Annotated in this window: 24 protein-coding genes; 23 read left to right on the forward strand and 1 reads right to left on the reverse strand. The window is 48.1% G+C overall.

The window, feature by feature from the left end; all coding sequences use genetic code 11:
• The first annotated feature begins 167 nt into the window (after positions 1-167).
• The 22 genes from G493_RS0105120 (at position 168) to dsrP (ending at position 23,799) form a co-directional block, all read left to right on the forward strand.
• Entirely contained in the window at positions 168-653 is a 486-nt protein-coding gene (locus tag G493_RS0105120; RefSeq protein ID WP_028579511.1) for an Lrp/AsnC family transcriptional regulator, read from the forward strand.
• Between the two features lie 24 nt (positions 654-677).
• A complete protein-coding gene (locus G493_RS0105125; protein WP_028579512.1) occupies positions 678-1,952 on the forward strand; it encodes an aminomethyltransferase family protein in 1,275 nt (424 codons plus the stop codon).
• 129 nt (positions 1,953-2,081) lie between these two features.
• Positions 2,082-2,477 carry a glycine cleavage system protein GcvH gene (gene gcvH, locus G493_RS0105130; protein ID WP_028579513.1) on the forward strand — a complete coding sequence of 132 codons (396 nt, stop codon included), beginning with the start codon at positions 2,082-2,084 and terminating at the stop codon, positions 2,475-2,477.
• A gap of 5 nt (positions 2,478-2,482) precedes the next feature.
• Positions 2,483-3,817 (forward strand): aminomethyl-transferring glycine dehydrogenase subunit GcvPA, encoded by a 1,335-nt coding sequence (gene gcvPA / locus G493_RS0105135; protein WP_028579514.1) that lies wholly within the window; start codon positions 2,483-2,485, stop codon positions 3,815-3,817.
• The gene (gene gcvPB / locus G493_RS0105140) at positions 3,814-5,289 is read left to right on the forward strand and encodes an aminomethyl-transferring glycine dehydrogenase subunit GcvPB (RefSeq protein WP_028579515.1); all 1,476 of its coding nucleotides are present in this window, start codon (positions 3,814-3,816) and stop codon (positions 5,287-5,289) included. The genes gcvPA and gcvPB overlap by 4 nt, the downstream gene beginning before the upstream one ends.
• Complete coding sequence (gene lipB, locus G493_RS27890) at positions 5,289-5,978, forward strand: lipoyl(octanoyl) transferase LipB (RefSeq protein WP_035273663.1); 690 nt, start codon at positions 5,289-5,291, stop codon at positions 5,976-5,978. Before gcvPB ends, lipB begins: the two co-directional genes overlap by 1 nt.
• Positions 5,975-6,865 carry a lipoyl synthase gene (gene lipA / locus G493_RS0105150; RefSeq protein WP_028579516.1) on the forward strand — a complete coding sequence of 297 codons (891 nt, stop codon included), beginning with the start codon at positions 5,975-5,977 and terminating at the stop codon, positions 6,863-6,865. Before lipB ends, lipA begins: the two co-directional genes overlap by 4 nt.
• A gap of 97 nt (positions 6,866-6,962) precedes the next feature.
• A complete protein-coding gene (locus G493_RS0105155; RefSeq protein WP_028579517.1) occupies positions 6,963-8,150 on the forward strand; it encodes an MFS transporter in 1,188 nt (395 codons plus the stop codon).
• Between the two features lie 356 nt (positions 8,151-8,506).
• On the forward strand, positions 8,507-10,591 hold the full coding sequence (gene fusA / locus G493_RS0105160; protein ID WP_028579518.1) for an elongation factor G: 2,085 nt from the start codon (positions 8,507-8,509) through the stop codon (positions 10,589-10,591).
• A gap of 67 nt (positions 10,592-10,658) precedes the next feature.
• The gene (locus G493_RS0105165) at positions 10,659-11,354 is read left to right on the forward strand and encodes a hypothetical protein (RefSeq protein WP_028579519.1); all 696 of its coding nucleotides are present in this window, start codon (positions 10,659-10,661) and stop codon (positions 11,352-11,354) included.
• A 93-nt stretch (positions 11,355-11,447) separates the two neighbouring features.
• Complete coding sequence (gene hisA, locus G493_RS0105170) at positions 11,448-12,209, forward strand: phosphoribosylformimino-5-aminoimidazole carboxamide ribotide isomerase (protein ID WP_028579520.1); 762 nt, start codon at positions 11,448-11,450, stop codon at positions 12,207-12,209.
• Positions 12,202-12,393 carry a hypothetical protein gene (locus G493_RS32910; RefSeq protein WP_084813430.1) on the forward strand — a complete coding sequence of 64 codons (192 nt, stop codon included), beginning with the start codon at positions 12,202-12,204 and terminating at the stop codon, positions 12,391-12,393. Before hisA ends, G493_RS32910 begins: the two co-directional genes overlap by 8 nt.
• A 423-nt stretch (positions 12,394-12,816) precedes the next feature.
• Positions 12,817-13,674 carry an HDOD domain-containing protein gene (locus G493_RS0105180; protein ID WP_028579522.1) on the forward strand — a complete coding sequence of 286 codons (858 nt, stop codon included), beginning with the start codon at positions 12,817-12,819 and terminating at the stop codon, positions 13,672-13,674.
• 24 nt (positions 13,675-13,698) lie between these two features.
• Positions 13,699-14,625, forward strand: coding sequence for an MBL fold metallo-hydrolase (locus G493_RS0105185; protein ID WP_028579523.1), 927 nt, complete (start codon positions 13,699-13,701; stop codon positions 14,623-14,625).
• Between the two features lie 8 nt (positions 14,626-14,633).
• Positions 14,634-15,371, forward strand: coding sequence for a sulfurtransferase-like selenium metabolism protein YedF (gene yedF, locus G493_RS0105190; RefSeq protein WP_051309025.1), 738 nt, complete (start codon positions 14,634-14,636; stop codon positions 15,369-15,371).
• 182 nt (positions 15,372-15,553) lie between these two features.
• Positions 15,554-17,674 (forward strand): carboxy terminal-processing peptidase, encoded by a 2,121-nt coding sequence (locus G493_RS0105195; protein WP_051309026.1) that lies wholly within the window; start codon positions 15,554-15,556, stop codon positions 17,672-17,674.
• A gap of 196 nt (positions 17,675-17,870) precedes the next feature.
• Positions 17,871-18,407 (forward strand): RsbRD N-terminal domain-containing protein, encoded by a 537-nt coding sequence (locus tag G493_RS0105200; protein ID WP_028579526.1) that lies wholly within the window; start codon positions 17,871-17,873, stop codon positions 18,405-18,407.
• 269 nt (positions 18,408-18,676) lie between these two features.
• The gene (gene dsrM / locus G493_RS0105205; protein WP_028579527.1) at positions 18,677-19,696 is read left to right on the forward strand and encodes a sulfate reduction electron transfer complex DsrMKJOP subunit DsrM; all 1,020 of its coding nucleotides are present in this window, start codon (positions 18,677-18,679) and stop codon (positions 19,694-19,696) included.
• A gap of 32 nt (positions 19,697-19,728) precedes the next feature.
• Positions 19,729-21,360 (forward strand): sulfate reduction electron transfer complex DsrMKJOP subunit DsrK, encoded by a 1,632-nt coding sequence (gene dsrK, locus G493_RS0105210; protein ID WP_028579528.1) that lies wholly within the window; start codon positions 19,729-19,731, stop codon positions 21,358-21,360.
• 28 nt (positions 21,361-21,388) lie between these two features.
• Positions 21,389-21,760, forward strand: coding sequence for a sulfate reduction electron transfer complex DsrMKJOP subunit DsrJ (dsrJ, locus tag G493_RS0105215; RefSeq protein WP_028579529.1), 372 nt, complete (start codon positions 21,389-21,391; stop codon positions 21,758-21,760).
• A gap of 22 nt (positions 21,761-21,782) precedes the next feature.
• Positions 21,783-22,619, forward strand: a complete 837-nt coding sequence (dsrO, locus tag G493_RS0105220; protein WP_028579530.1) for a sulfate reduction electron transfer complex DsrMKJOP subunit DsrO — start codon at positions 21,783-21,785, stop codon at positions 22,617-22,619.
• Between the two features lie 7 nt (positions 22,620-22,626).
• On the forward strand, positions 22,627-23,799 hold the full coding sequence (gene dsrP, locus G493_RS0105225; RefSeq protein WP_028579531.1) for a sulfate reduction electron transfer complex DsrMKJOP subunit DsrP: 1,173 nt from the start codon (positions 22,627-22,629) through the stop codon (positions 23,797-23,799).
• Positions 23,800-24,178: 379 nt separating this feature from the next.
• Here the strand turns inward: dsrP and G493_RS0105230 are convergent, their stop codons facing one another.
• Complete coding sequence (locus tag G493_RS0105230) at positions 24,179-24,967, reverse strand: prepilin peptidase (RefSeq protein ID WP_028579532.1); 789 nt, start codon at positions 24,965-24,967, stop codon at positions 24,179-24,181.
• 271 nt (positions 24,968-25,238) lie between these two features.
• Between G493_RS0105230 and G493_RS0105235 the strand changes: the two genes are divergently transcribed.
• Entirely contained in the window at positions 25,239-25,997 is a 759-nt protein-coding gene (locus tag G493_RS0105235; RefSeq protein ID WP_205623638.1) for a dihydroorotate dehydrogenase electron transfer subunit, read from the forward strand.

Below are 25,997 nucleotides of genomic sequence, written 5' to 3' on the forward strand. Positions count from 1 at the left end.
CTTGTAATTTCAATACATTTCCTCTTTTCCCTGGCAGGCGACCTTTCGCAATACGCAAATTACCCCTAGCTTTTTTACGGAATCAACAAAAATAATCTTTTCAGTTGAGCACTTCAGCATTTGGAGCTATGATTAATAATAGCAAGATATCACATGGAGCTGAAGCAATGAACATAGATGCCGTCAATATAGCCATTATTAATCTCCTGAAAAACGGCAGAACTCCCTATAAACAAATCGCAGATAAACTTTCTTTATCCGAGGGAACTGTTCGCTCCAGGGTAAAAAAGCTTATAGATGAAGGAATTCTCTCCATCAGCGGCCTGGTGAATCCCCAGGCGCTTCCTGATCAGCAGATCGTTATGGTAGGCGTACAGGTCAAAGATATGGACCTGGTTAAAAAAGGAGAGGAATTCAGCAAGCTTCGAGGTGTAATCTCTGTCTGTGTGGTCACAGGCCGGTTTGATCTTATCGTAACCGTCATGCTTGACAATGACTTTGGTTTGCTCGAATTCTTTACAGAGGAAGTTGCCACCATTGACAATGTCCGATCAGTGGAAACCTTTGTGGTCTATAAAAGTTTTAACCTGAAAGTCCCTCTGGACAACAACGGCCATCCCCGCTCAACACTATCCTGTCAGGGAAATCCATAAACGGCACCTTACAAGGAGCATACCATGAAACAAACCCCTCTTCACAGTTGGCATATGCGGCAAAGTGCCAACATGGCGGAATTCGGTTCATACGAAATGCCACTCTGGTATCCTTCCGGTGCCAAGTCAGAACACCTGGCAGTCATTACCTCCGCTGGCCTGTTTGACACCTCGCATATGTCTGTCCTCACCATTCATGGCAAAGACAGTCGCCTCCTGCTCCAGAGATGTTTTACCAAGGATCTGGACAACTGCATTGGTCCTAAAAAAAATGAACTGGTGGCAGGACGATGCGTTTACGGTTTATTTCTTGATGAACAAGCCCATGTGATTGACGATGCCATTGTCTACCAGTTTGCCACAGACTCCTATATGCTGGTTGTCAATGCAGCTATGGGCGCCCCCATAGCAGAACATCTCAGACAACACAGCAAAAAAACAGAAGAGGTCACGGTAACCGACCTGACCGACAAAGTCGGCAAGATGGACATCCAGGGCCCGGCATCAACTCGTATTCTCAGCCGCTTGCTGGCTAACTGGCAAGCTGTATTTGACAAGATGATCTACTTTTCTTTCAAGGGAACGTTTGATCCTCATCTCCTTTCAGCTGAACAGGTGCATTTGCAGGACGGTACGCCGTTGATGGTCTCCCGCACAGGATATACAGGAGAATTCGGCTTTGAACTCTTTGTCGCACCGGAACATATCCAATCTGTCTGGAATCAGATCCTCACAGCAGGGAAGGACGAGGGATTGATTGCCTGTGGGCTTGCCGCAAGGGATTCATTGCGTGCCGGAGCTGTTCTGCCGCTTTCGCACCAGGACATCGGCGCCTGGCCATTTATGCACAATCCATGGCTTTTCACCCTGCCAACGGATACCGATGGAGGGTTCAGCAAGCAGTTTCTTGGAGCAGAGGCGTTATTACATCCTGGCGAATCCATGTGGACCTACCCTTTTGCGGGATTTGACCTGCGGAAAATAGTGATCACTGAAAAAAGTTATGTCGTCGACGACCAGGGAAACAACATCGGGACCATTCTCACCTGCGCCACAGACATGGCAATAGACAGGATTCAAGGCACTATTGTCAGCCTGGCAACACCAGAGGATGATGGTAAGCCCGAGGATTTTGCCCCCCGTGGCCTCTGTTGTGGATTTATTCGCGTAAACCGGCAAATGGAACCGGGCGCACAAGTTACTCTGACTGACGGCAAGCGAAAGATTCCTGTGGAAATACGAACCGATGTTCGCCCACATCGAACCGCGCGTAAACCCATGGCCGCCATGCTGCCATAATCAATCGAGCATCATGCCTGGTTACAACGAGAGGGAAGTTACAAGCGTATTTGACTTCTCAACGAGTAGTAACCATGCATTAAGAAAACACGTTCTATAAACAAGTTCTGCAACCAGTGAGGCATATCAATGAAAGAAATAGATGAACTGCAGTTACCTGAAGATCTCGGTTATACCGATGAACATGAATGGGCAAAGGTAACTGGAGATACTATCCGTATAGGTGTGACGGACTATGCCCAGGATCAGCTTGGAGACATTGTCTTTGTTGAGCTGCCAGCTGTAGGTGACAGCTTTGAAAAAGGCGATGAATGCGGCACGCTGGAATCGGTTAAAGCGGTATCAGAGCTGTATCTCCCTATGTCCGGGGAAGTAGTTGCAGTGAACACAGACCTGGAAGATTCCCCGGAATTGCTCAACCAGGATCCATACACCAACTGGATACTTGAAATCAAACCAGCCAACAGCGATGAGTATCAGGAGCTGTTGTCTGCCTCTGCTTATCTTGAACTGCTCAAAGGATAACCGGTATGAGATACCTGCCCCACACCCAGGAAGAAATACAGGATATGCTGGAGAAAACCGGGCACAGCAGCCTGGAAGATCTCTTCGCATCGATACCTGCAGATTGCCGCATGAACACCAGCTGGGATCTGCCGGAGGCAATGACCGAATGGGAACTCAATGACCACATGGCTGCCCTGGCAGCCGGCATGAAGGTTAATGAGCGTTCCAAAGTTTTTGTCGGGGCAGGCTCTTATCATCACTATATGCCCGAAACTGTACGTCACCTGATGGGAAGGTCTGAATTCCTTACCGCCTATACCCCTTACCAGCCTGAGATGGCGCAGGGAACGTTGCAGGGAATTTTTGAGTACCAGACTCTGACCGCACGACTGCTGGGAATGGATGCCGTCAACGCCTCCATGTACGATGGCGCCTCTGCCCTTGCCGAAGCCCTGCTCATGGGGTTGCGTGTTGCAAAGAAAAAAAATAAAGTTGCAGTCTCCCAGGCGATCCATCCCCACTATAGGGCTGTGGCCCAGGCCTATCTGGCACCCACTTCCTATGAGCTGGTGGAACTTCCGATCCTTGAAGATGGCCGCACCGATCTGAGCAGTCTTACAGATATGGATGACCTGGCAGCCGTGGCCCTGCAGTCTCCAAACTTTTTTGGAGTGATTGAGGATCTGGAACAGGCAACACAGGTGATCCATGCAGCAGGCTCCCTTAGCATCACCTGTTTCAGTGAAGCATTTGCCTATGGACTGCTGAAAAATCCCGGTCAATGCGGGGTCGACATCGTCTGTGGCGAAGGCCAGAGTTTTGGATTGCCCCGTTCACTGGGAGGTCCGGGGCTTGGCATGTTCGGATGCCGTCAGAAACTGGTACGGAACCTGCCAGGCCGCCTGGTGGGTGAAACTAAAGACCTGGATGGTAAACGGGGCTTTGTTCTGACCCTGGCGACCAGGGAACAGCACATCCGCAGAGAAAAGGCAACATCCAACATCTGTTCCAACCAGGGCATCTGCGCCATGACGGCGGCAGCCTACATGGCCTCTCTTGGACGCACAGGATTGCGGGAAATGGCCCGGCTCAATTATGACAAGTCTGAATACCTTAAAAAGGAACTCATCAAAGCAGGTGCGCAGCTTACCTTTTCCGGCCCTACATTCAACGAATTTGTAGTGCATTTCACAGATGATTTCAGACCAGTGTACGATCGTCTGCTGCAGAAAAACATTGTTGCCGGACTGGAACTGGGTACATGGTACCCCAAACTGCAATCCCACTATCTGTTCTGTGTCACTGAAACTCTTTCCAGACAAGACATGGATACCATCATCGAGGAGATCAAGGCATGAACAAAACACCTGGAACCAGCGGTTTGATACTCGATGAACCTCTGCTTTGGGAAAAGGGAAAGCCGGGACGTCACGCCATGTCCATCCCTTCCAGTGACGTACCTGCCGCGCCCATGGATGAAAGCCTCCTGGGTGCAGAAGTTGATTTTCCCGACCTGAGTGAAGTTGATGTGGTTCGTCATTATACCAGACTGAGCCAATGGAATTTTGGCGTGGATACAGGCATGTACCCACTGGGGTCGTGTACCATGAAGTATAACCCCAAGATCAATGAAAAACATGCAGCCACACCTGCCTTTGCAGCAGCACATCCAATGCTTGGGGATACGCATATTCAGGGAGTGCTGCAGATCATGTATGAACTGCAGCACTTTCTGGCTGAGATTACAGGGCTTGACGCAGTTTCTCTACAACCTGCAGCCGGAGCACATGGCGAACTGACCGGTATGCTGATTTTTCACAAATATCATACCAGCCATAATTCCAGACGCAGCAAAATCCTCATCCCGGATACGGCCCACGGTACCAACCCCGCCTCAGCAGCCCTGTGCGGATACAAGGCCATTCCGGTTAAATCCAATGCACGGGGTATGCTGGATAAAAATGATGTGGCCGCGTTAATGGATGAAGACACCGCCGGCATCATGCTCACCAATCCCAACACCCTTGGCCTTTTTGAGCAGCAGATTCGAGAAATTGCGGATATTGTCCATGCCAAAGGCGGGCTCGTGTATGGCGACGGCGCAAACATGAATGCAGTTCTTGGCGTAGTGGATGCAAAAAAATGCGGTATTGATGTGCTGCATCTGAATCTCCACAAAACCTTTTCCACGCCCCACGGAGGTGGTGGTCCTGGAGCAGGTCCGGTCTGTGTGACAAAAGATCTCGAGCAGTTCCTTCCCGTGCCACGGGCGGTCAAGGAAGGTGATACGTATCGGCTGATGACTGACCAGTCTCAATCAATTGGCAGGGTGCATGGTTTTCACGGAAATTTTGGCGTATTGATCCGGGCATACAGCTACATCCTGTCCATGGGAGCCAAAGGACTCAACATGGCGAGCCAGCTGGCTGTGCTGAACGCAAATTATATCAGAGCGCATCTCAAAGACACCTTTCACCTTGCCTACGAGACACCCTGCATGCATGAATGCGTCTTTTCTGACAAAAATCAGCATGACTACAAAGTATCGACCCTGGACATCGCCAAACGACTCATTGACTATGGTTTTCATCCTCCCACCATTTACTTTCCTCTGGTAGTACCAGGTGCGATCATGATCGAACCAACAGAGACGGAATGTAAGGATGATCTGGATCAGTTCATAGCCACCATGAAACGCATTGCACATGAAGCGGAGCACCAGCCGGAACTCCTTCACAATGCCCCCAGCCGATGCAAAGTCAAACGGTTGGACGAGGTTACTGCAGCCCGTTGTCCATGTCTGATTGGAACAGCGCAGGCCGATGACTGATGACTGGACAGTGGATAGACCTCGGTCTCACAAGCTACCGCCAGGCCCATAATTTACAGCAACATCTGGTGCAGTTACGCAGACACGAACTGCGCCAGGATATTTTCCTTCTTCTTGAACATACACCGGTCTATACGCTGGGCAGACGTGGCAACAGGGAAAACCTCTGCGTCAGCGAGGAATTTCTTCACAAGCATTCCATTGATCTGGTGCATATAGAACGGGGTGGGGATATCACCTATCACGGTCCGGGTCAGCTTGTAATTTATCCAATTATCAGCCTGAAGGAACACCGCCTGGCAGTTAAAGAGTATGTCTGGAAACTCGAAGAGGTCATGTTGCAGACTACCGCCGATTTTGGGGTTTCCGCCTGCCGTGATCAACGCAATCATGGTATCTGGGCAGGAGATGCAAAAATGGGCAGTATCGGCATAGCCATTCGCCATGGCGTCAGTTTTCATGGACTTGCACTAAATGTAAACACCGACCTGTCTCCCTTTTCCTGGATCAATCCCTGCGGTCTGTACAACACCCCCATGACCTCCATGGCAAAAGAATCCGGGGCGCCCTTGGACATGGCTGAAGTCAAAGAAAGCCTGCGGAACAACTTCACTGAAGCGTTAAACATGGAACTTTGCACAGTTTCTGCCAAAACGCTGGACACATTTCTCAGGAACAGTAAACAATGACCAGGCCATCAAGAACCGGTAAACCAGCGTGGCTGAAACGCAGACTCCCAACAGGCGGAAGTTATGAAAAAATACGCAAACTGGTAGCATGCAGCGGCCTGTCCACAGTCTGCCAGGAGGCCATGTGCCCCAACCAGTTTGAATGCTTTGGCAAAGGCACGGCCACCTTCATGATTTTAGGCGATCACTGCACCCGTGACTGCCGATTTTGTGCCGTTCAACATGGGCCCAAAGGTCCACCTGATCCTGGCGAACCGGAACGTGTCGCCCATGCTGTTGCCACCATGCAACTGCACTATGCAGTGATCACTTCCGTGACCCGTGACGATCTGCCAGATGGTGGCGCAGCCCATTTTGCAGCAACTATTGCCGCTGTCCGTAAGGCGGTTCCCGAAGTCCTGATTGAAGTATTAATCCCTGACCTGCAGGGAGATCTCAAAGCCCTGAAAACTGTTATCGACGCAGCGCCTGATGTCCTCAACCACAACATGGAAACCGTTGAACGGCTGTATCCCACTGTGCGTCCCCAGGCAATCTACCGTCGCTCCCTTGAACTACTCCGCAATGTAAAAACAATCCAGCCGAAAATGATAACCAAATCAGGCATTATGGTCGGCCTGGGAGAAACAGTACAGGAACTTGAACAGCTTTTCGCAGACCTGGCAGCACAGCAGTGCGACATTCTGACCATAGGCCAATACCTGCAACCATCTGATACCCACCTTGAGGTGGCCCGCTTTGTACCACCGGAAGAATTTGATGAATTGGAATGCAAAGCCAACGCAGCAGGCTTTGCTGCTGTGGCGTCTGCTCCTTTTGTCCGCAGTTCATACCAGGCGGAAACACTCTATATGCAGGCACGGCAAACTGGTGCGAATTTCCCGTGACTTTTTTTGAAAAAGAAGTATTTCATAACATTCATATATTACAAATACTTCTTTATCAAACTGCAAAGACACTCCAACTCACCACATCAAAAGTCCCATGGCCTCACAACAGCACTCATCACCGGACCTTGTTTCCTCCCCCTTTCAACTTCCCAAAGTCCTGCTGCTCTCGTTTAGTCACTTTATCCATGATGTGTATTCCAGTTTCCTTGCCCCCCTGCTGCCGCTGTTGATAGAAAAACTGTCTCTCAATCTGACTCAGGCAGGGTTCCTGACCACCATCATCCAGATACCAGCCCTTGCAAACCCGTACCTCGGGAGCCTGGCGGATAAACTCAATGTCAGGTATTTCATTATTATCGCACCAGGGCTCACAGCCCTGAGCATGAGCCTGATTGGCATGGCCAGCAGTTATGCTTCGCTCCTTCTGCTCCTGTTTGTTTCTGGTTGCAGTACTGCAATCTTCCATGTACCGGCACCGGTTCTCATTTACAGGTTTGCAGGCTCCCGCAAAGGGCTTGGCATGAGCTTTTATATGACAGGCGGAGAACTGGCGCGAGCTGTGGGGCCCCTGATTGCCGTGGCAGCAGTGAGTCTTGTCGGACTGGAAAACATGTATCCTGTTATGGTCATAGGATTGCTGACCTCGTTCATTCTTTACTATCAGTTCAAAAACATTCCTGTACACACCGTTTCAAAAGAACCGCCGTCCCTCCGCAAGGCATGGGCTTCTGCCTCACATGTTTTGCAACCCATTACAGGCATTCTGGTTTTTCGAGGATTCATGCACGCCTCCATAGGGACCTTCCTGCCTACATTTATCAACCAGAATACAGCCAATCTCTGGCTCGCCGGTATCAGCCTTGCGATATATGAAACCTCTGGCGTGGTCGGTGCCCTGACCTGCGGTCACCTGAGCGATAAAATCGGCAGACGTACAACCCTGCTCCTGTCACTGCTGCTCGCCCCTCCATTCCTGTTTCTGTTCCTATGGATGAAATCAATCTGGCTGCAGGCTCTGTGTTTGATAGGACTAGGCTTTACCGTGTTATCCACAACACCGGTCATGCTTGCACTGGTCCAGGAAAATGCCGGTGACAACCCTGCCACGGTGAATGGATTTTTTATGATGATCTCCTTTCTTGCACGATCTGCGGTGGTCGTTCTGGTAGGAGCTATTGCTGATTTCATCGGTCTGGGAAACACCTATTACCTGAGCGCAGGACTTGGCCTGCTGGCTTTGCCGTTTATCTTTTCCCTTCCAAAGGAACAAACACAAAAATAATAGAAGGGAATCCCATATCAAATCAGCCGATTTTTCGGGGATACAGAGAGTCTTCTCCTTGTTATCAGCACTTTTTTGACACCCCCAAGCAAAAAAGTGTTGACAGATTATATGTCCGCGTTTAATCTATTGTGTTGCTAACTTTTTAGAAATAGCTGAAGGTTCAGCATACCGACGCACCAAACCGAAGTGGGTGACAATTGCTGGATACAGGGGGTCCTCCTATCCCTGTTCAACCACTTCCCATGAACGAAACAAGGAGTTGCAGAGCCACTGTAACTCCTTTTTTATTTACTCCACAGGTATTATACATTGAATGTGCAAGCGGCCTGATAGCAGCACTTGAGGAACGCGTGATGAAAAAAGATTTGGGGAAAGTACGTAACATAGGAATCAGTGCCCACATTGATTCTGGAAAAACAACTCTTACCGAGCGTATTCTTTTCTATACGCAACGTATCCATGCCATCCATGAAGTACGTGGCAAAGACGGCGTAGGAGCGACCATGGATTCCATGGAGCTGGAAAAAGAGCGCGGTATCACCATCCAATCTGCAGCTACATACTGCGACTGGAAGGACTACGCGATCAATATCATCGATACACCAGGCCACGTTGACTTCACCATTGAGGTGGAACGTGCTCTGCGCGTTCTCGATGGTGCGGTTCTTATTCTCTGCTCCGTTGGCGGTGTACAGTCACAGTCCATTACCGTTAATCGCCAGATGACAAGGTACAAAGTTCCACGAATCGCCTTCATCAACAAATGTGACCGTACAGGTGCCAACCCCTATCGTGTTACCCAGCAGCTGCGAGACAAGCTTGATCTCAATGCCGTCATGCTGCAGCTGCCCATCGGCCTTGAGAGCGACCTGGAAGGTATGGTTGACCTTGTGACCATGAAAGCCATCTACTTTGACGGCGAACAGGGTGACTCCATACGTATCGAGGAAATTCCTGACAACCTGCGTGATGAAGCCGAAGAAAAACGGGAGGAACTCCTGGATGCTGTTTCCATGTTTTCCGACGAACTCATGGAAGCCATGCTGGAAGAAGAGGAAATTGATGAAGCTCTGATCCATGAAGCAGTTCGCAAAGGCACATTGAGCCTGGAACTGACACCGGTTTTCATTGGTTCTGCCTATAAAAACAAAGGTGTGCAGCCACTGTTGGATGCGGTAACCTCATATCTGCCTTGCCCCACCGATGTTGAGAACACAGCTCTTGACCTGGATAAGGGTGAAGAGGAAATCGTAGTTACCAACGATCCTGCTGATAATCTTGTAGCCCTTGCCTTTAAACTGGAAGACGGACGCTACGGCCAGCTTACCTACATTCGTACCTACCAGGGCACCCTGAGCAAAGGCGACACCATCATCAATACCAGAACCGGCAAAAAAGTAAAAGTCGGGCGTCTTGTGCGCATGCACGCCAATGAGATGGAAGAGATCGAAACCGCAGGTTCCGGTGACATTGTTGCACTCTTTGGTGTTGACTGTGCATCCGGCGATACCTTCTGCAACGACAAAATCAACTGGTCCATGAGCTCCATGCATGTACCAGCACCGGTTATCTCTCTGGCGGTTACCCCTGTGGACAACAAGGCACAGATTAACATGTCCAAGGCCTTGAACCGTTTTACCAAAGAAGACCCAACCTTTAAAACTTTTGTGGATCACGAGACCGGTGAAACCATCATCTCCGGTATGGGTGAGTTGCATCTCGAGGTATACATTGAGCGTATGAAACGCGAGTATAAAGCCGAGGTTGAAATTGGTGCACCCCAGGTTGCCTACAGGGAGACCATTCTCCAGCGTGCTGACTTTGACTATACCCACAAAAAGCAGACGGGTGGTTCAGGTCAATTTGGTCGGGTTGCGGGCTACATTGAACCTCTTGAAGAGGGCGAATACGAATTTGTCGACCAGATTGTGGGTGGAGCAATCCCCCGTGAATTTATCAGCTCCTGTGACAAAGGTTTCCAGAAAGCCCTGGCCAAAGGCATCCTTACAGGCTCTCCCATTACCGGTATCCGTGCGGTCATCAATGATGGTAGTTTCCACGCCGTTGACTCCTCTGATGTTGCTTTCCAACTTGCAGCAATAGGTGCTTTCAAAGCCGGCTATCCCAAAGCAAGCCCTGTTATCATGGAGCCGATCATGAAGGTTGCCGTCGAAGGCCCTAGCGAATTCCAGGGTGCTGTCATGGGAAGTTTGAATCAGCGCCGTGGTGTCATCATCGGTACTTTCGAAGAAGGGAATTACACGGTTGTCGAATCAGAGGTTCCTCTCTCAGAAATGTTTGGCTACTCAACCACTCTGCGTTCTCTGACCCAGGGAAAAGCGGAATTCACCATGGAATTCTCAACCTACAAACAGGTACCGAAAAGCGTGGCTGATGAGCTGATAAAAGAGTTCGAAGCACAGAAAAAGGACGCATAAATCCTATTATTGGGTATACTCCTTAAGTACGAGACAAAATACGATACAACCCTGATGAGGTAAGATAATGGGATACGAACCACTGGTAAGCCAAAATCCACTTCGTGCATTTAATATAGGCAGGACCGGCAATCAGCTGGGCCTGGTCATGGCAAGAGCTGGTCTCGGTAAAACTGCTCTGCTTGTGCAGATCGCGCTTGATGCGATTCTGCGCGGAAAAAATGTTCTCCACGTATCCATTGGAGAAACAATAGATAAAACCCGTCTCTGGTATGATGATATACTGCAGCTCATTCTGCAGGAGCACAGCGTTAATCGTCCGCACGAGCTCATTGAGATGGTTGCGCAACATCGCATGATCATGACATTCAACGAGTCTTCTTTCAGCCGTCCGCGCCTGGAAGAACGCCTCAACGATCTTGTTCTCCAGAATATATTCGTACCAAACTGCATAGTCATCGATGGATTTGACTTCGAGAATACCGAACGTCAGGTACTTGAAGACATCAAGGATCTCACGGAAAACATGAGCCTGCAGGCATGGTTTTCAGCCATCAGCCATCGGGAAGACACTCGTTTTTCACCTGCAGGAGTGCCTGCTCCTTGCCACGAGATAGACGATCTGTTTGATACCATCATTCTGCTGAAACCAGAATCAGATTCCTCCATCAATCTTGAAGTCATCCGCAACAGCGGTGAAAAAGTGGAAAATGGGAAAGAGCTCAAACTTGATCCCACCACCATGATGGTCAAGGAAATATAACTGCTGCTCATCCGGAAATGATATCTCCGGCTTGCGGCTGACAACTTCATCAAGGGGCTGTCCGGTATATCCGGCAAGCCCCTTTTTTCTGCCATGCGCTTCAGACCCTGTATAGACCTCCACGACGGTCAGGTAAAACAGATTGTCGGCGGTACCTTATCAGATACTGCCCGAAAATCCCTGGCTACTAATTTCACATCCCGTCAACCTTCCTCCTATTATGCCCGCCTCTACCAGAGTGACAACCTCACCGGTGGTCATGTCATCATGTTGGGCCCTGGAAACGAACAAGCTGCCAGGGAAGCATTGGCTGCCTGGCCGGGAGGCCTGCAGGTCGGCGGAGGAATCAATATTGATAATGCCACTCTCTGGCTGGACCGGGGTGCGTCCCATGTCATCGTCACATCCCATGTTTTCCACGACGGTTTGCTTGATTTCACCCGCCTTAAAGCACTTGTAGCTAAGATCGGCCGTAACAGACTTGTTCTTGACCTCAGCTGCCGCTGGAGGGAAAATGGTTACTACGTTGTCACTGACAGGTGGCAACAATTTACAGAACTCTCCATATCCTCACAAACGCTGGAAATGCTCAGTGCATACTGTGCTGAATATCTCATTCATGCCGTGGATGTAGAAGGAAAATCCATGGGCATAGATGAGAAACTTCTCGGCCTGCTTGCCCAGGGGTCACCCGTTCCCATGACATACGCGGGAGGTGTCTCCAGCATGGCAGATATCAACAAAATTCGTACAGCAGGAATGGAGCAGATCGATTACACTGTAGGCTCTGCTCTGGATATTTTTGGTGGCTCCGGCCTACGTTATCAACAACTCGCGCAATTACACAATGAATAATCCACAGGATAACACCGGGCCCTGCTCACTGGATGAACTCAGCCAGATCAAACTCTTTGTTCCCCCGAACCTGTACAGCGCTTTTCATCGTTGCGTATGGATCAGGGTGAACGAAACAGGCAAAAATCAACTTGAAATAATGCAGGAGATGGTTGAAGAGTTCCTCAAGAAGCACCAATGCTGAATACCTCCTCTTTTCCTGGTATTCACTCAGGATAATCTTCGCTTTCTTTGCGGAAACAAGGTATTTGTATACACCATACCCGTAGCGTTTTAACCAGATGCTTAATATTACGGGGGCCTTGTTGCTGAGACTTCTCAATCAACCTTCATAGCTTGACCCCTGAGCACCTGTCTTTTACAATACATATCATAGTGAACTCGCGGGGAGGTTGCCTAATAATAGACATTTTTCAGGTCAAGGCATTTTAGATTTAAAAAAAGCAAGCGCAGTCATATAATCAACATTACAAGCATTATTCTCTGAAACAACACCGAGTCGGGGAAGAAGGGCACTCTCACGCCTCCCAGTGACCAATTGTGCAATTATACTTCGTTACACCCCTTAAGAGTTATTCGATTCCAGTGAAAATCGAACCGTGCTACTATGACAGAACGTGAAAAAAAACTGCAAAAAATCCAGTCTGTTGTAAAGAAAATGCCCAGCCTTTCCACTACGGTGAGCAAGGTATTGGAAATCTGCAGCCGCACCGACACCTCTCCCAATGACCTCAACAAGGTTATCTCCCTGGACCCCGTTCTTACCGGCCAGGTTCTTAAACTCATCAATTCAGCCTATTACTCCCTGGTAAATAAGGTTACCTCACTCACCAGGGCCATTATCATGCTTGGTTTGAACACAGTTAAAAACCTTGCTCTTTCCACTGCCATTATCCGTAGTGTCGGCCAGGCTAAGAAGTCCAGGGCACTCCCCATAAAACAATTCTGGGCACATTCCATCGGAGTTGGTGTCATGGCGAAACTTCTTGCTGCTGAACAGGACGTACCCATTGGGGAGCGAGAAGAATATTTTGTTGCCGGGCTGCTCCACGATCTGGGTAAAATTCCATTTGGTGATGAATATGCGGAGGTAATTAGAGCCGCACGCCTGGAAATGATCCCACTGGTGAAGCTAGAACTCAAAATGATGGAACTCAGCCATGAAGATATTGGCCTGTTAATTGCTGAAAAATGGAAACTCAACCAGGCACTTACAGATGCAATCCATTATCACCATAATCCTACTTCGGCACATCCGGACAATCAACGCCTGGTCTCCACAGTGGCTCTTGCTGATTTTTACGCCTGCCTGTTTGATATCGGCAATGCCGGCAATAGATTTCCGGATGAAGAAAAACTTCCGGAATTACTTTCTATGACAGGCTTGAGCTGGCTCGATATTCATAAATTATCAGAAGTGGTAGACCAGGAAATTACTAAGGCAGAAATTTTTCTCCAGGTTTAAATAGATGAACAAGGTGAGGATGACATGATACAAGTCAAATTCTGGGGTGTTCGAGGATCCATTCCATGCCCAGGTCCTACAACCATGAAATATGGCGGAAATACTGCCTGTATAGAGTTACGTTTTCCCGAAGTAAACCGCCACATTATCATTGATGCCGGATCTGGTATCCGTGACCTGGCAAATTACATGTTACAGCATGACCTTCCCAAAGGCCCTATCTCCACAGAGATTTACCTGTCCCACACTCACTGGGATCACATCATGGGATTTCCTTTTTTCGTACCGGCATACATCCCCGGATCTACGATTAAAGTCTTTGGCCCCGTCACCTATGAAGACGAACCGCTGGAAGAAATCGTCGGTGGGCAGATGAAATATCGCTACTTTCCTGTCAATATGGGAGAGCTTGCCGGAAATATCAGTTACCAAAGACTCAAGGAAAACCCCAGTATAGACATTGGTGACGGAATCATGCTGTCAACCTGCATCATCAATCACCCGATCACCGCATTGGGATACAGGTTCCGTTTCAAGGGGGCAACCTTCTGCACAGCCTATGATACAGAACCTTTCCGCAACCTATTCGTAACTGACCCCGAAGACCCCAGTTACGACGAAATTATGGCCCATGAAGGAGAGTTGGCGGCTCAAGAACAGAATCAGGTCCTTGAAAATTTCTTTCATGGAGCCGATTTGCTGGTTCACGACGCCCAATATACCAAAAAGGAATACGAGCAGAGCAAAATAGGCTGGGGGCATACCCCCATTGAAGATGCCATAGCTGCAGCTAAAAGGGCAGAGGTAAAAAAACTCGCTCTTTTTCATCACGATCCTGAACGTTCCGATACTCAGCTTGACGAAATGACCGATCACTATTGCACTCAGGAGCTCACGGGAAACATGGAAACCTTTTTCGTCAAGGAAGGAGAAGAAATCATTCTCGAGTAGCAGGAAACATGCCCCTGCATTATCACTTTGCCGCAATACTCTATCAGCAAGATACGGACAGCCTCTGCCACCGAACACCTGTCCCTGCGAAACGCTATCGAAAATTATACATCAGCAAAAGGAACAACGTGAAACCTACCACACTAGACTGCCTTGGCCTACCGTGCCCCCAACCTGTTATTCAAACCAAAGATGCTCTTGAATCCGGAGCGCCTGTGGTTGAAGTTCTGGTTGACAACGAGGCATCTCAAAATAACATTCTCCGGTTTGCCAAAAGCCGGGGATGCGATGCGGAAGCAGAAAGCACCCCTGAGGGTAACTATAAAATTACAGTGCACAACTCAGGAGAACCTTCAGAAAAAGATGATTTCGATCCAGCAGCATATCAATGTTCCATTCCTCCCCAAAAACACCTTATTTATGTCATTTCAGCCGATGTTATGGGTAAAGGCAGCGAGGAACTTGGCTGGGCGCTGTTACAGACATTTATCCAAACCATCAAAGACGTCACGCCACTCCCACAGAAAATACTATTCTATAACAGTGGAGTACGATTGGTGACTGAAGAATCCGGAGCCCTGGGTGCACTCCTTGCACTCCAGAAACAAGGTGTAGAAATTTTAGTCTGTGGTACATGTCTGGATTTCTACCGACTTCAAACGGCTATCAAAGTGGGCCAAATCTCCAATATGTATGATATCATGAATGCCATGGCCGAAGCTGATCAGGTTATCAGCCCCCATTGAGATTATCGGATTGATGGTTATAATAGTGTTTCACGAACAAAAGAGGGGCAACAGGTACAGTTTATTGTCTCTCGAAACTACTTTTTTACGCTAAACCCAAAACGATTTTAGCCTGTAATCAGCTGTCGGCATTCTGTATGCACAGCCTTAGGCACAGGTCATCGCCCCCAAAGGTGAGTTTTATGCGCCGCGCTTTACCAAACCTGCTGTTTGTTGTTTGTCTTCTCCTCGTCCAACCATGTTGGGCAAAGGTCTTTCCTGCCGAGTTCAATGCAGGCCGCAATCAGCTGATTGCGTATATTCTCAGCCATCAATTACCGGCACAGCATTTCTCCCATGAACCGTTTGATGACGCTCTTTCCAGGGTAGCCTTTGATCTTTACATCCGACAGCTTGACCCTCGAAAACGTTTTCTCCTCCGATCAGACATTGAGCAACTACAGGCGTTTGCCGATCATATTGACGATGAACTCAAACGAGGCAGAATAATTCTTGCCGATGCCGGAGCAGAATTGCTTAATGACCGCATCAGGCAGGTACAGGGATTCATCGATGAGTTGATTGACCAACCGATTGATCTCAATAAAGAGGAGTACCTTGAGGGAGATGTTGAAAAAATTGCCTGGGTCAGCGATGCGCAGGCATTACAAAGTCGCTGGCGCAAGATCGTAAAAATGCAGATCCTGGATTCCTATTTCGATCAATATGAGCAGGACAACAAGGATTCAGAGCAAGCGGAGAACGATACATATAAACCTGTTCCATTCCCAAATCAGGAGCAGGTAAAGAAGGCCACCGAGAAGGTTCGTACGCGTATTCATAGATCTCTTGACCGTTTACTCACCCAAACCAGGCAGGATCATTATAACCGGTATTTTGACGCTGTTGCCAGGGCATTTGACCCGCACACCAGTTATATGCCTCCAACGTCAAAAGAAGATTTCAATATTCACATGAGTGGGTCGCTGGAGGGCATCGGTGCACTGCTTCGGGAAGATGACGGATTGATCAAAGTTGTACGGATAATCCCCGGGAGTGCTGCCGAACGCCAGGGAGAACTCGGGGCCGAAGACACCATCCTGGCTGTCAGCGAGAAAGACGGCGAGCCTGTTGAAGTTTCCGATATGCGAATTCGTGATGCGGTCAGCTATATACGCGGCCCCAAAGGGACAGAAGTCATCCTCAGTGTGCAAAAACCCGATGGCAGCAAAAAGAATATTCCCATCGTCAGGGACGTCGTTCAGATCGAGGAGACCTACGTGAAGTCCGCGGTAATGACGACAGAGGGAAAAAATAAAATAGGATACCTTCGTGTCCCCTCCTTTTACAGGGATTTCAACGCTGCATCAAATGGTGAAAAAGCACGTAACGCCACCGACGATACCAAGGCGGAATTACACAAACTGATGGCAGAAAATGTGCAAGGTATCGTTTTGGATCTCCGTAACAACGGCGGAGGAGCCTTGACAGATGCGGTGTATATTTCCGGCCTATTTCTGCCAGGTGGTCCAGTGGTTCAGGTAAAGAATTCCCAGGGCATGATAAGGGTACTGGAAGATGAAGATCCTGCCATAGTATATGCTGGGCCACTCGTGGTACTGGTTAACCAGTTCAGCGCCTCTGCCTCGGAAATCCTTGCTGCAGCCTTGCAGGATTACGGCAGGGCTCTGATAATCGGTGGACGACACACCCACGGCAAAGGGACTGTACAGGCCATGCTGGACATGAACCGCAACCTCCCGTTACTGCAGATGAAAAGTTATGATGACCTTGGTGCCCTGAAATTAACCATCCAAAAATTCTATCGCATCAACGGTGATTCCACACAGGAAAAAGGGGTAACTCCTGATCTTGTTGTTCCATCTGTGCTCGACTACCTGGACAGTGGTGAACAATACATGGACAATCCTCTTCCGTGGGATCAGGTTGAGAATGTCGGTTACGACCGCTGGCAAGGACCTCACTTTGACCTGAAAAAAGTACACAAACAGGGAGAAGACTGGGTAATACACAGTTCAAAATTTCAAGAAATAAAACGGGAGGCTGACGAGGCCAAACAGAGAAAAGAAGATACCGAAGTAGCCATTTTTTTCCAAGGCATGCAAAAGGAACGTAAAGAACTGGCTGAAACCAAGCGCCAGGCAAGAGACGCTGGACTCATTGATGATGACAACACCGCTGACAATGGTCCAGAAGACATACCACTCAGTGATGAAATGAAGGATGATCCCTTTGTCCAGATATCACTTTTTCTGCTTGGAGGAAACGCTCTTACCAGTCAATCCATAAGCGAAGCTCATTAATTTTTCCTTGAAATCAGTCTCTAATCATGATAGAGCAGATCGTGCATGAATCATCATTCATTTTTATAGATTATATAAGCCTGATGATACGGTTGGATTTGGGAGCTCTTCCCAAATCCGTTCATTCTTTAAGATAAATGCAGTGCACAAAAAATGGAAGTGTCGATCCTAAAAGATGACCTTCCTGCTACGGATCATGATGGAATTAACAGAGGCCTTTACCGAAAAAAGAAAAGAGATTCTTTCCCTATGGGTTGAAAGAACTCTCAACAGCTATACTTCTCCCGGTTTTTTCAAAAAAGCCAAAGATCCGTTTGCCAACCCTGTTGGCGTCAATACCAGTGACGCACTGCATTCCATATACGACTTACTCCTCAGCAATGCTGAACCAGAGGCATACCAAAAGCCTCTGGATACGATAGTAAGAATCCGCGCAGTCCAGGAGATTACGCCGAGCCAGGCCGTAGCGCCGCTACTGGAACTGAAATGGGTCGTCAAGCAGGTCTTAAAATCAGACCGCAAAACATCATCCCTTTTAGCTGACCTAGATAACTTCGACTGCGAAGTAGACCGCATTGCCCTTATTGCATTTGATATTTACACGGCTTGTCGCGAACAAGTATATCGTGGGCGAATCCGTGAACTGAAAAGCGGCAGTTATCTGCTTACTGATTCAGCCTGTCCTTCTGCATTGCTAAAAGAAGAGCAGAAATCACAATCAGAAAGTAACTAGTGCCTTTCCATACATGAGGATTTTTGCTCAAGTTTAAAGCATGCGATAAATTTTTCCGCAGACATATAAGTAATATTTCGAGGATAAAATTTTGAGCATAATGCAAGAATTGAGTAAAAGGACCATTTACGGACAGACACGAACTCAAGCTGCTGTAAGTATCCTGTTGTGTAACAAGCCAGATGGTGGCAGTACGTGACCTGCTACCTCACAGTCTGGCTCATGCTATAACGTAAGTTATTGTAAATCTGAATGCGAAGGAGTGATCGATGAAGTACGCCTTCCCACTGGCGGCAGTAATTGCCTTGGTGCTGATCGCGCTAGTTGGTGTGCAGATACCAGGAATGCAATACTTTTTCGGTATTGTCATCCCGTATGCGGCCATGGCGCTGTTTCTGGGCGGATTTTGCTTAAGAGTAATCTATTGGGCAAGATCTCCTGTTCCCTTTAAAATCCCTACAACCTGCGGTCAGGGTTTTTCCCTGGACTGGATTAAACAGGATAAGCTGGAAGCTCCCACGAACACCTCCCAGGTGGTCGCGAGGATGTTTCTGGAAATTTTCCTGTTCCGTTCCCTGTGGCGAAACACCAAATCAACGGTCTATGATGGTCCCAAACTGACCTATGAGTCAAGTAAATGGCTCTGGTTGTTCGGTATCATGTTCCATTACAGCTTCCTGGTCATTGTCATCAGGCATATGCGTCTGTTTATGGATCCTGTACCGTTTGCGGTATCTTTTACCGAAACCATTGATTCATTGTTACAGATCGGTGCGCCGACAATGTACATGACCGATGTGACCATTGTCCTGGCACTGCTTTTCCTGTTTGGCCGTCGTCTGACCAATCCACACGTTCGATACCTTTCCCTGGCAAACGATTATTTTCCATTGTTTCTGATTCTGGGTGTTGCAACTACTGGTATTCTGATGCGCTTTTTCCTGCGTACAGATGTGGATATCAATGCCATTAAACAGCTTGCTGTGGGCCTGGTGACTTTTCACCCGACCATCAGCGCAGACATTGGCGCAATTTTTTATGCTCATCTTTTCCTCGTCTGCACTCTGCTTGCCTATTTCCCAATGAGTAAGCTCATGCACATGGGCGGTGTATTTTTGAGCCCGACCAGAAACATGGCTAATGATTCAAGGATGAAACGTCACGTCAACCCATGGAATCCGTCCATCAAGCCGCATTCTTATGCTTCTTATGAGGATGAATTCCGCGAAGATATGGTTGAGCAGGGCATTCCTGTTGAGAAAGAGTTGCCGCCGAAAACCGACGAGTAAGCTCGTAAATTCTAGAGTATAAGGATAACGCAATGGCAGTAGTAAAGGTAGACAAATTGGCACGAAGCGTTGCCGAGGGACCTTCGCTGATGACAGGCGCATTTCCAAAACAAGATTGGATGGATGTACCTGCGGTCTTCAAGCCTGGCAACTATGCTTACCCGACCAAACCGGAAAAATTAAAGTATCTGGATAGTCAGCAAGGGGTAAGCTTTCCCAACGCACGCGAATGGAACCCTGAAGACGATGACTGGAAACTTCCTGAAAACTGGAAAGAGATCATCATCAAGGGAATTGCGGACCGACTGGATCGTTTCCGCAGTTTAAAAATATTTATGGACTGCTGTGTACGCTGTGGTGCGTGCGCAGACAAATGCCACTTCTTCTTGGGAACCGGCGACCCAAAAAATATGCCGGTACTGAGAGCCGAGCTTCTCCGCTCCATTTATCGTCAGCACTTTACCAAAGCTGGAAAAATTCTTGGTAAACTGGCAGGTGGTCGGGAAATGACCTACGGTGTGATCAAAGAGTGGTTTATGTACGCCTATCAGTGTACGGAATGTCGTCGTTGTTCCGTATTCTGTCCCTATGGTATAGATACTGCAGAAATTACCATGATGCTTCGTGAGTTGCTGCATCTGCTTGGTATTGGTATCAACTGGGCAATGGAGCCTGTTTCTAACTCAAATAGAACAGGTAACCACATGGGTCTCACACCTCAGGCATTCAAAGGTAATGTTGATTTTCTCTGTGAAGATATTGAGAACCTGACAGGTGTCAAAGTCAACCCCACCTTCAACCGTAAAGGTGCAGAGGTTCTTTTCATTACGCCTTCAGCAGACGTCTTCGCCGAGCCGGGTATTTTCACCTGTATGGGATACCTGTTGCTTTTCGAGGCCATCGGACTGGATTACACCTGGTCAACCTATGCATCCGAGGGTGGTAACTTTGGATTATTTACCTCCAACGAGATGATGAAAAAACTCAATGCCAAGATGTATGCGGAAGCTGAGCGTCTTGGTGTGAAATGGATTCTTGGTGGCGAATGCGGTCATATGTGGCGCGTTGTGCACCAGTACATGGATACCATGAATGGACCAGCTGATTTTCTTGAAGTGCCGAGATCTCCAATCACTGGCACGGTATTTGAGAATGCAGCATCCACCAAAATGGTACACATCTCAGAGTTCACAGCAGACTTGATCAAAAACGGCAAACTCAAACTTGACAAGAGCCGTAACGCTCATGTGAAAGCAACTTTCCATGATTCCTGTAACCCTGCAAGGGCTATGGGGCTCCTCGATGAACCACGCTATATTCTTGACAACGTTGTTGAGCAGTGGTGGGAGATGCCTGAAAATACCATTCGAGAAAAAACCTTCTGCTGCGGCTCAGGTACAGCTCTCAATACCGACGAGATAATGGAACTGCGTATGCGTTCCGGTCTACCCAGGGCCAATGCCGTCAAGTATGTTCAGGAAAAACATGACGTTAATACTCTTGGCTGTGTATGTGCCATTGATAGAGCCACACTGACAACCTTGATGGATTACTGGGTACCCAGTGTTCAGGTAGCAGGTCTGAGCGAATTGGTCGGTAATGCTCTGGTTATCGAGGGTGAAAACAGACAGGAACTCGACGAAGGTCTGAGGACTTTGGTCTAATATCCCGGATATACTAGGAGGTATAACTATGTACGATAGTAGTAAAATCATCCCGGGACTGATCATTTTCGTCCTGTTTGTGACCATACCCATCTGGTACAATCATGGCGACGCCGGTGCAGCTCCCGAAATCAAACTTCCCCAGGATGCGAAAGCCTGTGTCCGCCCCACCGCTGAGATGCGGGCAAGTCACATGCAGCTGCTTAATCAGTGGCGTGACGAGGTACTGCGTGATGGTGATCGCGGCACTATTGAGGTGGATGGCAAGCACTATAAAAAAAGTCTGATGCTGACCTGTATGGAATGCCATACCAGTAAAAAACAGTTCTGTGATAAGTGTCATGACTATGCTTCTGTGAAGCCATATTGCTGGGACTGTCACTTGGCCCCGGTCGAGTGATCGGCAAGGAGGAGATATACTGATGGATAAAAAAAGAAGAGATTTCCTCAAGGTTGCCGGTATTTCCACACTGGCTGGTCTTGGAGGAACCGCAGTAGTTGACCGGCTTGTCTCCGGAACGCATCCCTCTGTGGCAAACGCCTCAGGCGGGCATGGTGAGGAACATGCCGCACCCAAAGAAGAACATGCCGTCCAAGAAGCACCTAAAACAGGTAAGCGTTATGGCATGGTCATCGACGTAAAAAAATTCCAGGAAGATCCTGCTCTGGGTGAGAGAATCTCACGTGCCTGTATTCAGGCCCACAACATACCTGAATTTCCAGAGAAAAAAGATGAGATCAAATGGATCTGGATGACCGGTTATGAAAACGCTTTTCCTGAGAAGAGTACTCTCTATAAGGACGAGACCACCGAAGAGCATCAGGTACCTGTTCTCTGTAATCATTGTGACAATCCACCCTGTGTACGCGCTTGTCCTACCAAGGCTACGTTTAAAAATAAAGACGGTATTGTCATCATGGATTTCCATCGCTGTATTGGTTGCCGCTTCTGCATGGCTGCCTGCCCATATGGCATGAGAAGTTTCAACTGGCGTAATCCAAGGGACTTCATAACAGAAGTCAACCGTGACTTCCCCTCACGTATGCGTGGTGTTGTTGAAAAATGCAACTTCTGTGCAGAACGTATCGGTGTAGGGCAGAAGCCCGCCTGTGTTGAGGCCTGTGGAGACACTGGTGCTATGGTTTTTGGCGACCTGAATGATCCTGAATCGGAAGTCAGAAAGTTGCTCAAAGAGAACTACACCATTCAGCGCAGGCCCAGCCTTGGAACCCATCCTTCTGTCTTTTACATAGTGTGAGGTCGCCATGTTTGAAAAAGCGTTAAAAGGAAACAATTACTATTGGATGTGGCTCGCCTTTCTCGGGTTCTTCGTAGGTATTGCCGTGATCTGTTATCTGCGGCAGTACTTCTACGGACTTGGCCTTACAGGCATGAGCCGCGATGTATCCTGGGGATTATACATTTCCCAGTTCACATTCCTGGTCGGTGTTGCAGCGGGGGGTGTTATGCTTGTCCTCCCCTATTACATTCACAATTACAAGGCATTTGGCAAAATTACGATTTTAGGTGAGTTTCTCGCCATTTCTGCCTTGCTGATGTGTCTGATGTTCATCATGGCCGATCTTGGACAACCCTTGCGTGGCCTGAATGTTCTGTTACACCCAACACCAAATTCCATGCTGTTCTGGGATATGTGCGTTCTGTGGGGATATCTGTTACTCAATGCTCTCTGTGGCTGGGTAATCCTTACAGCTGAACGTAAGCAGGTTGCGCCACCAAAATGGATTTATTTCTTTGTGTATATTTCCATTCCGTTTGCGTTTTCTATTCATACAGTAACAGCCATGCTGTACTGTGGTCTGCCTGGCCGTCACTTCTGGCTTTCAGCAATCATCGCGCCTCGATTCCTGGCATCTGCTTTTGCTGCCGGACCTGCTCTGATTGTTATCATGGCACTGATTCTGAAACGTGTCGCCAACTTCGACGCAGGCAAACAGGCAATAGATAAAATGGTCACCATTATTATCTATGCTGCAATTGCCAATATGTTCTTTGTTGGCCTTGAGTTTTTTGTTGGCTACTACTCCAACATCCCAGGTCATTACCACACCCTGCAGTACCTGTTCTTCGGGCTGGAGCATCACGGCCACGTTTATAACAACCTGGTACCCTTCATGTGGGGCTTCCTGATTCTTTTTGTGATCGGGTTCTTCCTGATTTGTAACCCACAGACACGACGCAACAACGACCTCTGGCTCGGTATTGGTTGCGCCTCTATCTTCTTATCCTTCTGGTTGGATAAGGGTATTGGTTTCGTATTGGGTGGCTTTGTACCAACACCTCTTGAAGAGATTACTGAGTATTACCCCACTGCCAATGAGCTGTTCATAACCATCGGTATCTGGGCTGCCGGATTCTTTATCCTGACCATACTCTACAAGATAGCAATTGGGGTTGAGCACGAAGTAGAAGCGTAAAACTTCATAGCACCCCTTGAGAGTAAAAGGCCCGTGGCAGAAAGCCACGGGCCTTTTTTATTGTTCCCTGAATTTGTGGCAAATGGCATTGGCTGCAGCCATCAAGTCATAGCTACCCCGCATTTCTCATGACTTTTTTGAATACATGTTAAGGGTCACGGAAAGAGCCGTACAACTCCTTAACATCAAGACAATAGACAGGCAGACAATTATCACAAACAGTCATTTTTCAGCTGAGGTAAGCGTCCCCATCCGTGCGCCATGTAACCGATTACGCATACAGTTGAGTTGTCACCCATAGTCGAAATATCCTCTATGGGAATTGCCTGTGGAAATACCATCAAAAGTCACTCACCTCAGAACTGCAGCCTTACAGAGGCTAATATTTCCCTAAAGCCTGAAGATACATCTGCCAGATCTGATAAATACGGTCCTGATAGAAAAGAAAGAGATAACCTGCCACAGCCAGGAAGGGGCCATATGGTATACGCGTTTTTCCTCCTTTTTTTTGTTTAACCATGGCAGCAATCCCGACAATGGAGCCGGTCAGTGAACTGAAAAAAATGATAAACAACAGACTCGGCCAGCCTAAAAAGGCACCCAGCATACCAAGCAATTTGACATCACCACCTCCCATGCCATCCTGGCGGGCTATTTTGAAATACACAAAGCTGACTAAAAAGAGTATGCCTCCCCCAAATAAAACCCCAAAAACAGATTGCTGCCAGGTGATATTTTGACTAAAAAAGGAACCGGCAACTCCTATCGCAATGCCAGGCAGGCTGATTACGTCAGGAATTATTTGATGATGGATATCAATAAATATGATAACCAATAAGCAGGCCACAAAAAACAGGTAGTAGAAAAAGTCAAAGCCGAGACCAAACTGCAGGAAGGTCGCTGCGGCTAAAAGTGCCATACATGCTTCCACCAGTGGATACTGAATGGATATCCGCTCACTGCAGTTCCTGCACTTGCCCAGCAGCATGCAGTAACTCAATATGGGAATATTATCGTACCATTGTATCGGTGTTTTACACTGTGGACAATGGGACGCAGGATAAACAATAGAAGCTCCCTCTTCCGGTAGGCGAAGGATTACTACATTTAAAAACGAGCCAATAACGGCTCCGAAAACAGCGACAATACCTGCAATAAAAAGTTCCATTCACGTATACCACAAGGCCAGTGTTCAGGAAACACAGCCTTTTCTTGAGTTATCATTACATATTTCAGGTTAACGAGTGTTCATCCGAAACTGTTTTGTCAGCCACAATTTACAATATGCGTAACACGTTGATCATTCAACACGAAAGAGATGACTATGCGTCTCATATGCCGTAAATTGCAGCAGACTTTTCATTTCTGGCAAGACACAATTACCACCATTACTTTTATTTGTAGCGTGTTACATGCCCAACTTCCAGGAAAAAGCTCTTGTGCAGGCACATGAACAGCTTGCACCCGATATTTTTAGATTAACTGTCCATTCTCCGCAGATTGCCCAGGCTTCCGCACCAGGTCAGTTTGTCATGATTAAAAGTTCGAATACCAGTGACCCTCTGCTGAGACGTCCATTTTCTATCCATGATGTTACCTCAGGAGGAATGCTCCATCTCCTCTATAAAGTGATAGGTAAAGGGACACGTTGTCTGCAAAACCTTTCTCCCGGAGAGCAAACCGACCTGATTGGTCCTCTGGGACATGGTTTTCAGTTTTCTGTCCAGGAACCCGCCTGTCTGCTTGGAGGAGGCATGGGCATTGCGCCTCTCCTCTATCTTGCCAAATCACTGCAGAATGTCAGCTCTCCAAGACAGGATCACCAGATTCTTCTGGGAGCAAGAACCTCTGTAGAGCTCGCACCCCTTGTAGATGATTTTCAGCAACTTGGTTATACAGTACAGGCTGCCACCGACGATGGCAGCCTGGGACACCACGGTTTTGTCAGCGAACTACTCGAAGAAGTTCTGCCCAGTGTGCGTACAGTGTATGTCTGCGGCCCACACCCGTTGATGGCTGCAATTGCCAGACAATGCCAGGCTGCTGATGTGCCGTGCCAGGTATCCCTTGAAACACATATGGCCTGTGGTCTTGGAGCATGTCTTGGCTGTACCATCTATGCTCCTGATAAAAGTTATCGCCATGTTTGCAAGCATGGTCCGGTATTTGATGCAAACGAGGTGTTATGGACGCTGTAA

The sequence above is a fragment of the Desulfogranum japonicum DSM 18378 genome, from assembly GCF_000429945.1.
Classification (GTDB): Bacteria; Desulfobacterota; Desulfobulbia; order Desulfobulbales; family Desulfobulbaceae; genus Desulfogranum; species Desulfogranum japonicum.